The sequence below is a fragment of the Oerskovia sp. Root918 genome (genome assembly GCF_001428945.1).
Classification (GTDB): Bacteria; Actinomycetota; Actinomycetes; order Actinomycetales; family Cellulomonadaceae; genus Oerskovia; species Oerskovia enterophila.
This window is the reverse complement of the sequence record NZ_LMJG01000001.1, coordinates 479,274-493,411: the sequence shown is the minus strand read 5'-3', so window position 1 is coordinate 493,411 and position 14,138 is coordinate 479,274. Positions and strand designations below refer to the sequence as shown.

Below are 14,138 nucleotides of genomic sequence, written 5' to 3'. Positions count from 1 at the left end.
CGTCAGGGGCGCCCTGACCAGGCCTCCGCACTGCGGAGAACCGGTCAGGACGCCCCTGAGGGAAGACGTCGGCGAATTCAGTTCGCCGCGTCGAATGCCTGCTGGATGTCGGCCGAGATACGACCGCGCTCGCTCACCGTGTAGCCGTTGTTCCGGGCCCATTCACGGATCTCCGTCGCACGCGACGGGCCGGCAGCAGAGGAACGTGCCTTCTTGGCGGCCGGACGAGCAGCGCCACGCGTGACCTTGCGAGCGTGACCGACCCACTTCGAGAATGCTTCACGCAATTCCTCGGCGTGCGCCGAGCTGAGGTCGATCTCGTAGGAGACGCCGTCGAGGGCGAACGTCACGGACTCGTCGGCAGACCCACCGTCGACGTCGTCGACGAGAATTACCTGAACCTTCTGTGCCACTGTGCTACCTCGCGTCTTCGAGAATTGATGCTGGTATCTCGAAGTGTGCCATTCTCACGGAATCACGTCAAAGCGAAAGCAGCGTGTCCGGCTAGCGAGAAGTCGTCGACGATTCCTGTGCGGCCCGTTGCTGACGCTCTGCCGCGTCCGCCTGGGCGTCGAACTCGGCCATGGCGAGGCGTTCCGTGCGGTCCGAACGGATGATGGCGCGCATCGCGAAAAAGAAGAGGATACCGACCCCGACCGACGGGATCAGCGCATAGACGGCCGGCCAGAAATCAGTCATGCCCGCCAGTCTACGACCGACCGGTGGGTGCCGGGTACGTCGCCCGCGACGCACCCGGCACCCACGGAGCCGGCGGGAGGCTACTGAGCCGGCTTGACCAGCGGGAAGAGGATCGTCTCGCGGATTCCGTGGCCGGTCAGCGCCATCAGCAGGCGGTCCAGCCCCATGCCCATGCCGCCCGACGGGGGCATCGCGTACTCCATCGCTGTGAGGAAGTCCTCGTCGAGACGCATGGCCTCGTCGTCGCCCGCGGCCGCCAGGAGTGCCTGCGCCTCGAAACGCTGACGCTGGATGACCGGGTCGACGAGCTCCGAATAGGCCGTGGCCAGCTCGAAACCGCGGACGTAGAGGTCCCACTTCTCGACCTGCCCCTTGACGGTGCGGTGGTCGCGGGTCAAGGGAGACGTCTCGACCGGGAAGTCGCGGACGAATGTCGGTGCATACAGGTGGTCGCCCACGAGGTGCTCCCAGATCGCCTCGACGAGCTTGCCGTGACCGGCACGCTTGGTGTCATAGGAGATCTCGAGGCGGTCCGCGATCTTGGACAGGTGTTCCACCGGCGTTTCCGGGGTGATCTCCTCGCCCAGGGCCTCGGACAGCGAGTCGTACATCTTGAGCTGCGCCCATTCACCGCCGAGGTCGTATTCCTCACCGCCCGGAAGCTCGACCACCGTGGTTCCCAAGGTGTCCAGGGCGGCACGCTGCACCAGGTTCTGGGTCAGCTCGGCCATGGTGTTGTAGTCGCCGTACGCCTCGTACGCCTCGAGCATCGCGAATTCCGGGGAGTGCGTCGAGTCGGCGCCCTCGTTGCGGAAGTTGCGGTTGATCTCGAACACGCGCTCGACACCGCCCACGACCGCACGCTTGAGGAAGAGCTCGGGGGCGATGCGCAGATACAGCTCCATGTCGAACGCATTCATGTGCGTCGTGAACGGGCGGGCCGCCGCACCGCCATGAATGGTCTGCAGCATGGGCGTCTCGACCTCGAGATAGCCGCGCTCGTGGAAGTTCTCTCGCAACGACCGCACCACACCCGCGCGCAGGCGGACCATGTCGCGCGCAGCAGGGCGGGCGATGAGGTCGACGTAACGCTGACGGACCCGGCTCTCCTCCGAGAGCTCCTTGTGCAGCACGGGCAGCGGGCGCAGCGACTTCGCGGCGATCTTCCACTCGTCCGCGAAGATGCTCAGCTCACCGCGGCGCGAGCTGATGACGCGCCCGTGGGCGAACAGGTGGTCCCCCAGGTCGACGTCGGCCTTGAACGCGGCGAGCGACTCCTCGCCCACCACGGCCTGGCTCAGCATGACCTGGAGGCGGTTGCCCTCACCGTCCTGGAGCGTGACGAAGCAGAGCTTGCCGGTGTTGCGCAGGAACACGACACGACCGGCGACGCCCACCACGTCGTCGGTCTCCTGACCGCTCTCCAGGTGCTCGTACGCCGCGCGGACCTGGGCGATCGTGTGCGTGCGCGGGACCGAGACCGGGTAGGCCTCCTCGCCCTGCGCCAGCAGGCGCTCACGCTTCTCGCGCCGGACCCGCAGCTGCTCGGGGAGGTCGTCGGACTCGTCGACGGGCACCGGGGCGGTGGGCACGACGGGCGTCTCGTCGGAGGCGGGCACGGCAGCGGCAGCGGGATCGGGGGAGGTCACGCGTCGATTCTACCGGGGAGCGCCGGAAGGGATTCCGGCGCTCCCCCGCAGTGCTCGTGCAGCCCGGGGGCCGCGGCCGGGCTCCGGGGCCCGCTGCTCAGCCGATCAGGTCGAGGGCCAGGTCGAGGATGGGCGCGGAGTGCGTGAGCGCCCCGACCGACAGGTAGTCGACCCCGGTCCCGGCGACCTCGCGCGCCCGGTCGAGCGTCAGGTTGCCGGTGGCCTCGAGCTCGATCTTCGCGGGGCCACCCGGGGCGCCCTCGCGCTCACGCACCCGGCGGACGGTGTCCGCGAGCACGGGCGTGGGCATGTTGTCGAGGAGCAGGAAGTCGGCGCCCGCGTCGAGGGCCTCCATGGCCTGGTCGGTCGTGTCGGCCTCGACCTGGATCAGGACGTCGGGGAACATCCGGCGGACGGCCTCGATCGCGCCCGCCACCGAGCCCGCGGCGACGACGTGGTTGTCCTTGACCATCGCGACGTCGTAGAGCCCCATGCGCTTGTTCGTGCCACCGCCCGCGCGCACCGCGTACTTCTCGAGGGCGCGCAGGCCCGGCGTGGTCTTGCGGGTGTCGAGCACCTGGGCGCCCGTGCCGTCGAGCTCTCGGGCCCACGCACGGGTCGCGGTCGCGACCCCGCTCGCACGGCTCGCGAGGTTGAGGAGCGTGCGCTCGGCCGTGAGGATGACCTGGACCGGGCCAGTGAGGGCCGCGAGGACGCGGCCGCGGGTCACGGCGTCGCCGTCCTGTGCGGCGAAGGTGACCGCGACGGGTGCGAGCCCGAAGCGCTCGGCGACCTGCCGGGTGACCTCCTCCACGACCACGAGGCCGGCCACGACGCCGTCGGCGCGTGCCACGAGGTGGGCGGTCCCCGTGCCCGACGGCGGCACGGTCGCCTGGGTGGTCACGTCCCGTCCGGGCGTGGGGCCGAGGTCCTCGTCGAGGGCGCGCGTGACGATGTCGGCGACCCACCGGGGGTCGAGACCGGGCTCGATGAGAGAGGGAGAGTTCACGCGCTCACGCTACCGCTGCTCGGCCGCGCGACCCCGCCCGCTCCGCACCTCAGACGAGCCGCAGCTCACCGTCGGCGCCGAGCGTGACCTCGATCCGCCGGGCCCACGCGGGCTCGACCTCGGGGAAGTCGGTGCGGAAGTGTCCGCCCCGGCTCTCCTCGCGCAGCAGCGCCGCCTCGGTCAGGACGGTCGCCACCTGGTGGACGTTGGTCGTCTCCCACTCGGCGGTCTGCGGCACGGCGACCACGTCGGTCGCCCGGTGGGCGTCCGTGCGGACCGCCGCGAGCCTGTCCGCCGCGGTACGCAGCCCTTCGCCGTCCCGGATCACGCCGGGCCCTGCCGACGAGATCGACTGGACCCGCGAACGGGCCGCTGCGGGCACGAGCGCGGCCTCGCCCGCCCGCTCGACGGGCTCGCCGAGCGGCAGCTCGCCGGCCGCGACGCGCGCGGTGATCTCCTGCGCGGCACGGTAGGCGAAGACCAGGCCCTCCAGGAGCGAGTTCGACGCGAGACGGTTCGCGCCGTGCACCCCGGTGCACGCGACCTCGCCCACGGCGTAGAGGCCGTCGAGCGTCGAGCGCCCGTGCAGGTCCGTGACGATCCCGCCCGAGTGGTAGTGCTGGGCGGGCGCGACCGGGATCGGTTCCTCGGTCAGGTCGATGCCCTGCTCGAGCAGGCGCTCGGTGATCGTCGGGAACCGCTTGCGCAGGAACTCGGCACCGAGGTGCCGGGCGTCGAGCAGCACGTGGTCCGAGCCCGTGGCCGCCATCTGGCGCACGATCGCGTGCGCCACGACGTCGCGCGGCGCGAGCTCGGCCATGGGGTGGACCGCGGGCATGAACCGGTGGCCGTCGGTGTCGAGGAGGATCGCGCCCTCACCGCGCACGGCCTCCGAGATCAGCGGGAGCTGCCCCTTGGCGCCGAGGCCGAGCCACAGCACGGTCGGGTGGAACTGGACGAACTCGACGTCACCGAGCGTCGCGCCGGCCCGCAGCGCGGCGGCCATGCCGTCGCCCGTGGCCTGCGGCGGGTTGGTCGAGGAGCGGAAGACCTGGCCGATCCCGCCGGTCGCGAGCACGACGGCCCGGGCGAGGGCCGCACCCACGCCGTCGCGCGAGCCCTCGCCCCGCACGTGCAGCGTGACGCCGCACGCCCGCTCGCCGCCCGGGGCGTCGGGCGAGGTGGTCAGGACGTCGAGCACGAGCGCGTTCTCGATGACCTCGATGCCGGGGTCGGCGAGCACGGCCTCGAGCTGGGCGACGAGCGCCCGGGAGATCTCCGCGCCCGTGGCGTCGCCGCCTGCGTGCGCGATGCGGTCCGCGTGGTGGCCTCCCTCGCGCGTGAGCGCGATGTCGCCGTCGGGTGCGAGGTCGAAGTTCGCGCCGCGCCCCACGAGCTCTCGCACGCGCTCGGGTCCCTCGGTCACGAGGACCTCGACCGCGGCCGGGTCGCACAGTCCCCCGCCCGCGGCGAGCGTGTCCTCGAGGTGCGCGGCCGGGGAGTCCGACGGGTCGAGCGCCGCGGCGATGCCGCCCTGCGCCCAGACGGTCGAGCCGGACGACAGCTCACCCTTGGTCACGAGCAGGACGCGCGGGACGTGCGTGCGCAGCTCGAGCGCCGCGGTGAGCCCCGCGATGCCGGAGCCGACGACGATCGCGTCGGCCGTCGTCGTCCACCCCGGGGCAGGCGCCGCCAGGCGGCGGGCGAGACGGCGGGGAACCCGGCCGTCCACGCCCGGCAGGTAGCCCTGCGCGGACTCGCCGACGGGCACCTGCACGGCCTGGGTCACTCGACCGACGCGGACTGGAAGGGGGCGATGGGCAGCCCGCTCGGCTTGAGGTCGTAGCCCTCGGGCACGAGGCCCGGCTCGTCGCTGACCTCGACGATGCGGTTGTCACCGTCGACGAACACGACGTTCGGCAGGAAGTGCCGCGCCTCGTGGTCGGCGATCATGCCGTAGGCGATGAGGATGACCGTGTCCCCCGGGTGCACCAGGTGCGCGGCCGCACCGTTGATGCAGACCTTGCCCGAGCCGCGCTCGCCGGGGATCGCGTACGTCGTCAGGCGTGAGCCGTTGGTGACGTCGACGATGTCGACCTGCTGGCCGGAGATGATGTCGGCGGCCTCGAGGAGGTCCACGTCCACGGTCACGGACCCGACGTAGTGGAGGTCCGCCTGCGTCACGGTGGCGCGGTGGATCTTCCCGATCATCATGGGTCGCTGCAAGGAAGCGGGGCGGCGCGTGCCGTCCTGCGGTCCCGTCTGGGTCACTGCGTGCCTCCTGGGCGGGCCGTGCGGGTGACGGGGGGCGCCACGTCCACGGCCAGGTTGTCGATCAGTCTGGTGGAGCCCACGCGCGCCGCCACGAGCAGCAGCGCAGGTCCCACGTACTCCGGTTCCAGGTCGTCCACGGTAGTCGGGTCGACCAGTGCGAGGTAATCGACCACAACGCCGGGGTGCTCGTTGAGCATTCCCGAGGCCACCTCGATGGCCCCCGCCCCGCCCTGGCCGGCTGCCGCGGCCGCGGCCCCGGCACGCAGCGCCCGGCTCAGGGTCAGCGCGTCGGCCCGTTCCTGCGCCGACAGGTACGCGTTGCGCGAGGACAGCGCGAGCCCGTCGTCGTCGCGCACGATCGGCACCCCGACGACCTCGACGTCGACGTTCAGGTCGGCGACCATGCGGCGGATCGCGAGGAGCTGCTGCGCGTCCTTCTCGCCGTAGAACGCGACGTCCGGGCGGGTCAGGTGCAGCAGCTTGAGCACCACGGTCAGGACACCGTCGAAGTGTCCGGGGCGGAAGGCCCCCTCGAGGACCGTGCCGATGCGCCCCGACGTGACGCGCACGATCGGGTCGCCGCCGGGGTACATCTCCTCGACCGAAGGGGCGAACACCAGGTCCACGGCCGGGCGGCCCGGTGCGGGCTCGTCGAGCCCTGCGAGGAGCGCCACGTCGGCGTCGAGGTCGCGCGGGTAGCGGTCGAGGTCCTCGTCGGGCCCGAACTGCAGGGGGTTCACGAACACCGTGACGACGACCTGTCCCGCGGGGCCGACGCGCTCGCGCGCCGCGCGCACGAGCTGCAGGTGCCCGTCGTGGAGCGCCCCCATGGTCATGACGACGGCTCGCGCAGCGGTCCGCGGCGGTGCGTCCGGGCGGGGACCCGCCGTGCCCGACGGCGCAGCCCCCTCGGGCGCTCCGGCGGCGGTCCCGGCAGGGGCCTCCAGGGCCGTGCGCAGCGCGGCACGTGTGCGGACGACGAGCGGCTGCACCCGGGTGACGGGCGGGGGGACGGACATCACTGACCTTCCTCGAGGACGTCGAGCAGCTCCTGGGCCTGGCGGGCGTCGATGTGCCCTGCGGCCAGTGCTCGGCTCGTGGCTCCGCGGCTGAGCTCGCGGTAGGACGCGGGCACGTCGGTCGCGGCGACGTGCGGCGCCGACTCCTGGGCCGAGGTCACGGCCAGCGCGCGCAGCACCTCGAGGTGCTCGGCGACCGTGCCCACGTCCCCGCGCGACACCGGACCCGTCAGGGCCGAGATGGCCCCCGGGCCCGCTCCCCCGCCCGCGTCGGCGGAACGCGTCGCGCCGTCGAGCGCCGCCGAGAGCAACGGGGCCAGCACGCGCCCCGGCTGCTCGACACCAGCGGCCTCGAGGGCCTGCGCGGCCTGCGCGACGAGGACCACGAGGTGGTTCGCCCCGTGCGCGAGGGCTGCGTGGTAGAGCCCGCGAGCCTCCTCCTCGACCACGACGGGCTCGCCGCCGAGCTCGACCACGAGGGCCTGCCCGATGGGCTGGACCGGGGCCGGTCCCGTGACCGCGAACGTCGTGCCCTCGAGGCGCGACAGGTCGAGCGAGGTGCCGGAGAACGTCATGGCGGGGTGGATCGCGAGCGGGATCGCGCCCAGCGCGCGCGCCGGGTCCAGCACTCCTGCGCCGTACCGTCCGGACGTGTGCACGACGATCTGCCCGCCCTGCCACGCCCCGACCTCGGCGAGGCCCGAGACCAGGCCCGGGAGGGCGTCGTCGGGCACCGCGAGCAGGACCAGCTCCGCGCGCCGCACGACCTCCTCGACCTCGAGCACGGGAACCCCGGGCAGGAGCATCTCGATGCGCTCGCGCGAGGCCTCGGAGATGCCGCTCGCCCCGACCACCGCGTGGCCCGTCGCGCGCAGCGCGCTGCCGAGCACGGCCCCGACGCGGCCCGCTCCGACTATCCCCACGCCCAGCCGTCCGGGGCGCCGGCGTTCCGGCATGCCTTGGTCGGTCATCCCTCAGTCACCTGTTCCTTCACCGCTCTCGATCCGTTCGACGGCCGCCGCGACCTCGTCGCGCCGCATCCACAGCTCGGGCCCCGCGTGCGCGCGCGCCTCGCGGGCGCGCCGGGCCTGCTCGTCCATGAGGGCTCCCGCGACGTGCTCGTCGAGGTGCGGCACCGACGGCGTGACGGGCCCGGGCACCGAGTGCACCGCGAACGTCGCGACCCGCAGGCGCCGCTGCCACGGACCCTGCTGCAGCCCCAGCGACTGGGTGCGCTCGTGCGGCACGATCTCCACCCGGCGCACCAGGCGCCCGCGCCGCAGGACCAGCGCTCGGCCCGTGACCGCGAAGCCGTTGCGGCGCCACGAGAGCGGGTCGAGGATCCGGGCGCGCTGCGGGGCCGTCGTGAAGTGGGCCCCCTCGTCGATGCCTGACAGCGCCTCGTCGAGCAGCGCGCGCGGGTCGACCGTGCCGAGGTCCGGCAGGACGAGCCACACCGCGCCCAGCGCCTCGTCGCGCGTGCCGACGGGCAGCAGGACGCTGTTGTTCGTCGTCCCGTCCGCGCTCTGGCCGTAGCCCGCGACGTTGACCTCGACGCGCCACCAGTCGGCGCTGCGCCACAGGAGACCCTGCGTGAGGCGGATCGCCTGCACGCGCCCGGGCGGGATGGTCTGCGAACGGGTCTCGAGCAGGCCGTGGCGCAGCCGGATGCCGTCGGGCGAGATCGCGCTGCGGAAGTTGAACTCGCGCGTGAACCGGCCGAACAGGTAGCCGCCGACGCCCAGGACCAGCGGGAGCGCCGTGAACAGCGTCCCGATCTCGCGCGTACCGACAGCGACGCCGATGAGGCCGAGCACGGCCAGGACCAGGACGATCATGGCGACGGTACGGATCAGCGACCAGATCAGGCGGCCCGGAGGGACCTCCATGACGGGCTGCTCGGGGGCCTCGGGGGCTTCGAGGAGCACGTGCCCGACGACGTCGCCCACCCCGGGAGCACCGGCGCCGGCTGCGTCGACGGGGGGCCCCTGGACGGAGTCACCGCGGGGAGCGTCACCGACGGCAGGGCTTCCGGCGGTGTCCCCTGCCGAGGTCCCCGGGACGGCCGCGGGCCGCGCGGGCGTCGTGCCGAGACGCAGGCCCGCTGCCCGGGCGAGCAGCTCGGCCCGCAGGTGGTTCGCCTCGTCGAGCTTGAGGAAGCCGAGCTTGATGCCCGAGTCCGAGCCCCCCGCGACCTCGAGCTTGAGCTCGGCGAGCCCGAACAGCCGCGCGACGAGCGGCTGGACGATGTCGACGGCCTGGAGGCGGTCGAGGCGCGCCTTGCGCTGCTGCCGGAACAGGACGCCCGTGTGCAGGCGGACCGACTCGTCGTCGATCGCGTAGGTCGTCATGCGCCACGCCAGGGCCGAGTAGCCCAGGCCGATCAGGCCGATCACGAGGATCGCGCCCAGGATCTGCCACCAGCCGTTGCCGGCCAGCATGTTCTGCCCCTCGGGGAGCCCCTCGAGGGTGCGGTTGCCGACGATGACGAGCAGGACCGCGATCACGGACCACCCACGGACCACCGGGGTCACGGGGTGGACGCGGTGCCAGGTCAGGTCGGTCGGCGGAGACTCGGGCGGAGTGCTGCGCTCGGTCATAGCCCGGCCAACCGTGCCTCTCCGCGGGACGCGAGACGGTCGCGCAGGCGCTCGGCCTCAGCGGGCTCGAGCCCCTCGATCGACGCGTCGGTCGCGGGCGACGCGGTGTGCAGCTGGACCTGCGCGATCCGGAGCTTGCGGGCCAGCGGGCCGGCCTGCACGTCGACGTACTGCATGCGCCCGTAGGGCACCACCACGAGCGAGCGGAACATCACGCCCTTGCGGATCAGGAGGTCCTCGTCGCGCTCCGCGTAGCCGATCGCACGGACCTGCCGGGGCACGACCAGGGCGCACCAGATGCCGATCACGAGAGCGACGGCCGGGATGATCCACAGCCACACGAGGCTGAAGACCAGCGCGAAGACGGCCCCCAGGACGAACGGCACGAGGAGCGAGATCGCCACCGTGACGAGCCGCGCGGTGACGAGCCGGCTCGAGACGCCCTGCCAGGTCACCCCCGGCGGGTCGAAGGGTCCGCTGGGTGCCGTCGCCGGGACCCGGTCGACGGGATGATCGGAGGCGTGGTCGGTCATGGCCTCATCCTCCCATCCGGGGCGCGCCCACCGCGTCGTCCGAAGTGCGGACGCGCGTCAGCCTGCGGAGTCGGCCTCGGGCTCGTGGTCACCGGGAGCCCGCGACCGACCACCCGGGCCCGGCTCGGTGTCCTCGGGCGGGAGCTGGCAGAACTTCTCCACCACGAGCCCGACGACGGCGAGCACCAGCGCGCACGCGGCCGCGATCCCTGCGGCGACCGCCCGGTCGCGGCGCGCCTCGATCGCGAGGTCGCCGAGCACCGCGACGACCTGCGCCAGGTACCACCCGGCGAGGAGCGAGCCTGTGAGGGCCGCCGCCTTCGCCAGCACCAGGGTGCGCGCGGCGCGCAGCGGGTCGAGCGACGGCCGACGTCCCTTGAGGTACGAGCGGACCGCCCACCCCGCCCAGAACACTGCCACGGCCAGCCCGACCAGGGCCACGTCCACGACCCACGGCACCGCGGGCAGATAGGTCGCACGGCGCTCGAGCCCGACGACGACGAGCCACCCGAGCAGCGTCGTGGCGACCGTGACGAGCAGGAGCGTCGTGACCTTGGTGCGTTGCATCAGCTCGACGGACCGCGCAGGTCGGCCGGGAAGGACATGGGCACGCCCGTGATCGGTTCCTGCTTGACCGGCTGCGCAGGGGGGACCGGCTGCGCCGGGTGCACGGGCTGGAAGGCGCTGGCCGGCGCCTCGTGGACCGGGCGGAACGCCGGCGCGGCCGGCTCCGGGGCCTGGGCCGGGGCGTCGACAGGCTGCGGGGCGAACGCCGTCGGCGCCGGGAGCTGCGCCTCAGGGGCATGCTGCGCAGGAGCCGTCAGTGCGGACCAGCTCGGCGCGACCGGGGCCGGGGTGTCCGAGGAGCCCGCCGGTGCGCCGCCGAGGCGGTCCGTGGCGCCCTGCGCCGACGAACCCGGTTCCGGGGTGGTCGGGGTCTGCTGAGCGGACACGTCCGCCCACAACGGCGGGACCTGCGGGTGCGGGGGCTCCTGGCCGTCCTGCGGGTGCACGGGGTGGAAGGCCGGGACGAAGGACGCCGGCTCGGCGGGAGCGGCCGGGACCGCAGGCGCGGCCGGCTGCTCCTGGACGTCGGGAGCCGGGGCGGGTGCTGGTGCAGGTGCCGGTGCAGGTGCCGCGACGAACGCGGGCTGGTCGTGCGAGGCCCGAGGGGCCTCGGGCTCAGCCGGAGCCTCAGGGGCTGTGGGCTCGACCGGAGCGGGCTGTGCCGGGGCGCTCTGCACCGGGGCGGCGGCCGGCTCGACGACGGGCACCGCCGGCGGTGTCGCCGCAGGAGCGGGCTCGGGCTCCGCGTCCGTCAGCCAGTCGAGCGCGAGCCAACGGATGCCGCCACGGTCCGGAGCCGTCGCGGCGAGGGTCGCGACCGGGCCGCCGCCGAGCCCGGGCAGGAAGGCCTCCGGGGCGACCTGCGCCCAGGGCTCCAGGACGAACGCGCGCTCGTGGGCGCGAGGGTGCGGCAGCTCGAGGTCCTCGGTGATCTCCGCGACGGTGCCGTAGACGATCAGGTCGACGTCCAGCGTCCGCGGCCCGTTGCGCTCCGCGCGCACCCGCCCGTGGGCGTTCTCGACTCCCTGGCAGGCCCTGAGCAGGGCCCGCGGGGACAGGGTGGTGCGTGCGAGCAGGATCGCGTTGAGGTAGTCGGGCTGGTCAGGTCCGCCGACCGCCGCGGTCCGCGCGAGGGGCGAGACCTCGGTGATCTCCAGGCCGGAGATCCGGTCGAGGTCCGTAACGGCGTCGCGAAGCGTCTGCTGGGCGTCGCCGAGGTTCGCACCCAGAGCGAGGACGACCGGCACGAAGCCCGACGGCGCCTCGTCGAGGCGATCGGTCTCGACCACGGGCGCGGGCTCAGGCTCGGCTGCTGCCCCCGCCGCCGGCTCGAGAGCCGGGACCGGGACGGGCTCGGGCGACGGCTCGGGCGCGACCGCGAGCGGCGTCACGGGCGAGGCGTCGACGGCCTCGCCCGACGGAACCGTCTCGGCGGGCTCGACGGCCTCTTCGACCGCGAGCGGCTCGGCGTGAGCGGCGGCCTCGATCTCGACGGGCAGCACGTGCGCGAGGCCGGGCTCGACGGGTGCCATCGGCGCCGGGTCCTGCGCCGGGGACTCGACCGGCGCCGCCACCTGCTGGGCAGGCTCGGCCGGCTCGGCCGCGGCGGGCTCGACGGGGACCGCGGGGACCGAGGTCCCTGCGGGCTCGGCAGGAGCCGCGACGTCCGCCGGTGCGGCGTCCTCCGCAGCAACCTCCGGCACGTCGGCCACGACCGGCTCGACCAGCTCAGCGGGAGCGACCGGCACGTCGGCCACGACCGGCTCGGCAGGTACGACAGGCTCGGCAGGTGCGGGCTCGTACGCTGCGGCTCCGTACCCCGCGAGCGGCTCGACGCTCACAGGGGCATCGAGGGGCGCCGCCTCGTCGGCAGGCTCGTCCGCAGCGACCGGCTCGGGCACGGGCGCGATCTCCTCGACGGCCTCCGGGACGGGCTCTGGGGTCACGACCACGGCCGAAGGCTCGGCCTCGTACGAGACCGGTGCGACGTCGTCGGGCACGACGGGAGCGTCCTGCGGAGCCGAGGCCTCCAGGACGGCCGCGGGCTGCGCTGCGACCTCGTCGACGGGAGCCGGCGCGCTCAGCGCGTCCTCAGGTGCGCTGTAGAACGAGTCGAGCGCCTCGACGAACTCTGCGTCGGAGATGCTGCTCGTCACGGACTCCGCGGGAGCGCCGAGGTCCTCCGGAACCGCAAGGAAGCCCTGGTCGGTCGAACGGTCGGGGGCCGCGACGGGCGCCGCGGGCGGGATCGACGGTGGCATCACGGCGGGCGCCTCGAGCGGCGTCCCGGCGGTGGGGCCGGGCTCTCCGACCGCGACGTTGCCGAGCACCGCGGGGGTGATCGAACCGACCGGGAGAGGGACCACACGAACGGGCTCGACCGCGACCACGGGCACCTTCACGCGGTCGCGGCGGATGACGACCTCGACGTCGTCGAACGGCACCGTGATGGGCGCCTGCGGCTTGTGGATCGCGACGTCGACCGCCTCGATCGACGCGTGGCGCAGCGCGACCGCGGCGACGCGCTCGGCGACCGTCTCGATGAGGTCCGCGGGCGAACCGGCCAGCACCGCGACGACGTCCTCCGCGACGACCGCGTAGCTCACGGTGTCCTCGAGGTCGTCCCCGGACGCGGCGCGCCGCGTGTCCAGGTGCAGCACGACGTCGGCACGGAAGAGCTGACCGTCGATCCGCTCGTGCTCGAAGACACCGTGGTGCCCCGTCGCGCTGAGCCCCGTGAGCCGGATCTGGTCGAGAGGGCGACCGTCGGTCCCGTGCACCGCTCCCTGGAACGCTGTGCTCACGTCGTACTCCTGTCGTCGCTGTCGTTCGTTCCGCTGTCCTTCGCCCGCTGCGCCACCCGGTCGGGCAGGTCTGCGGGGCCAGCGGTCGTTCGTCCCGCCGGTGTGCCGGAGGTGACCGCCTCGGCGACCGTTCCCCCGGAGGCATCTTCCCCCGTCGCCCCGGCCCGAGTCCACGCCGCGGCGACCCGCACCGCGTCCGCCGAGGACCGGACCGCGTGCACGCGCACGCACCAGGCACCCGCTGCCGCCGCGAGGGCCGTGATGGCCGCGGTCGCCCCGTCGCGTGCGAGCGGGGGGACGGGCTCGCCGTCCGGGCCTGCGAGCAGGTGACCCAGGAACCGCTTGCGCGATGCGCCGACGAGGACCGGGAAGCCCAGCTCCCGCAGGACGTCCAGGTGCGTCAGGAGCGGCCAGTTGGTGGAGCCCGCCTTGGAGAACCCCAGGCCTGGGTCCAGGACGATCTGCTCGTCCCGCACGCCCGCCGACCGCAGCGCCTCGACGCGTAGGGCGAGCTCGTCGCGCACGTCCGTCACGACGTCGTCGTACTGCTCGAGGTCGTCCATGACGTCCGCGTGCCCGCGCCAGTGCATGACGACGAACACGGCCCCGGTGCGCGCGACCACACCGGCCATGTCCGGGTCCGCGAGGCCCCCCGAGACGTCGTTGATGATGCGCGCGCCCGCCGCGACGGCCTGCTCGGCGACGAGCGCCCGCGTCGTGTCGACGCTGACGACCGCCCCCTGGGCCGAGAGCGCGGAGATCACGGGCAGGACCCGGGCCAGCTCGTCCTCCACCGGGACGCGCCCCGCACCGGGGCGGGTGGACTCGCCCCCGACGTCGAGGACGTCCGCTCCCTCCGCGAGGAGCTCGAGGCCGTGCTCGATCGCCGCGCGCGGCTCGAACCACTCGCCACCGTCCGAGAAGGAGTCGGGCGTGACGTTGACGACGCCCATGACGAGCGTCCGGTCGAGGTCCCCCAGCTCG

Annotated in this window: 13 protein-coding genes; all 13 read right to left on the bottom strand. The window is 73.8% G+C overall.

Annotated elements, in window-relative coordinates:
* Positions 1–77 precede the first annotated feature (77 nt).
* The 13 genes from ASE27_RS02165 to folP all read right to left on the bottom strand — a co-directional run bounded on the left by ASE27_RS02165 (position 78) and on the right by folP (position 14,107).
* The gene (locus ASE27_RS02165; RefSeq protein ID WP_056645228.1) at positions 78–413 is read right to left on the bottom strand and encodes an Lsr2 family protein; all 336 of its coding nucleotides are present in this window, start codon (positions 411–413) and stop codon (positions 78–80) included.
* A 91-nt stretch (positions 414–504) separates the two neighbouring features.
* Positions 505–699, bottom strand: coding sequence for a hypothetical protein (locus ASE27_RS02160; protein WP_056645226.1), 195 nt, complete (start codon positions 697–699; stop codon positions 505–507).
* A gap of 80 nt (positions 700–779) precedes the next feature.
* The gene (lysS, locus tag ASE27_RS02155; protein WP_056646549.1) at positions 780–2,291 is read right to left on the bottom strand and encodes a lysine--tRNA ligase; all 1,512 of its coding nucleotides are present in this window, start codon (positions 2,289–2,291) and stop codon (positions 780–782) included.
* Between the two features lie 154 nt (positions 2,292–2,445).
* Complete coding sequence (gene nadC, locus ASE27_RS02150; RefSeq protein WP_056645224.1) at positions 2,446–3,357, bottom strand: carboxylating nicotinate-nucleotide diphosphorylase; 912 nt, start codon at positions 3,355–3,357, stop codon at positions 2,446–2,448.
* Positions 3,358–3,406: 49 nt separating this feature from the next.
* The gene (locus tag ASE27_RS02145) at positions 3,407–5,089 is read right to left on the bottom strand and encodes an L-aspartate oxidase (RefSeq protein WP_056646547.1); all 1,683 of its coding nucleotides are present in this window, start codon (positions 5,087–5,089) and stop codon (positions 3,407–3,409) included.
* 53 nt (positions 5,090–5,142) lie between these two features.
* Positions 5,143–5,571: an aspartate 1-decarboxylase gene (gene panD / locus ASE27_RS02140; protein ID WP_235535351.1), complete on the bottom strand. Its 429-nt coding sequence runs from the start codon at positions 5,569–5,571 to the stop codon at positions 5,143–5,145.
* Between the two features lie 53 nt (positions 5,572–5,624).
* Positions 5,625–6,650: a pantoate--beta-alanine ligase gene (panC, locus tag ASE27_RS02135; protein ID WP_056645222.1), complete on the bottom strand. Its 1,026-nt coding sequence runs from the start codon at positions 6,648–6,650 to the stop codon at positions 5,625–5,627.
* A complete protein-coding gene (locus ASE27_RS02130) occupies positions 6,650–7,621 on the bottom strand; it encodes a Rossmann-like and DUF2520 domain-containing protein (protein ID WP_056645221.1) in 972 nt (323 codons plus the stop codon). Before ASE27_RS02130 ends, panC begins: the two co-directional genes overlap by 1 nt.
* Positions 7,622–7,624: 3 nt before the next feature.
* The gene (locus ASE27_RS02125) at positions 7,625–9,250 is read right to left on the bottom strand and encodes a PH domain-containing protein (protein WP_056645219.1); all 1,626 of its coding nucleotides are present in this window, start codon (positions 9,248–9,250) and stop codon (positions 7,625–7,627) included.
* Positions 9,247–9,783: a PH domain-containing protein gene (locus tag ASE27_RS02120; RefSeq protein WP_056645217.1), complete on the bottom strand. Its 537-nt coding sequence runs from the start codon at positions 9,781–9,783 to the stop codon at positions 9,247–9,249. Before ASE27_RS02120 ends, ASE27_RS02125 begins: the two co-directional genes overlap by 4 nt.
* A 57-nt stretch (positions 9,784–9,840) precedes the next feature.
* Complete coding sequence (locus ASE27_RS02115) at positions 9,841–10,350, bottom strand: DUF3180 domain-containing protein (RefSeq protein ID WP_082608403.1); 510 nt, start codon at positions 10,348–10,350, stop codon at positions 9,841–9,843.
* A complete protein-coding gene (gene folK, locus ASE27_RS20785; protein ID WP_235535323.1) occupies positions 10,350–13,154 on the bottom strand; it encodes a 2-amino-4-hydroxy-6-hydroxymethyldihydropteridine diphosphokinase in 2,805 nt (934 codons plus the stop codon). The genes ASE27_RS02115 and folK overlap by 1 nt, the downstream gene beginning before the upstream one ends.
* Positions 13,151–14,107, bottom strand: coding sequence for a dihydropteroate synthase (folP, locus tag ASE27_RS02105; protein ID WP_082608517.1), 957 nt, complete (start codon positions 14,105–14,107; stop codon positions 13,151–13,153). Before folP ends, folK begins: the two co-directional genes overlap by 4 nt.
* Positions 14,108–14,138 lie beyond the last annotated feature (31 nt).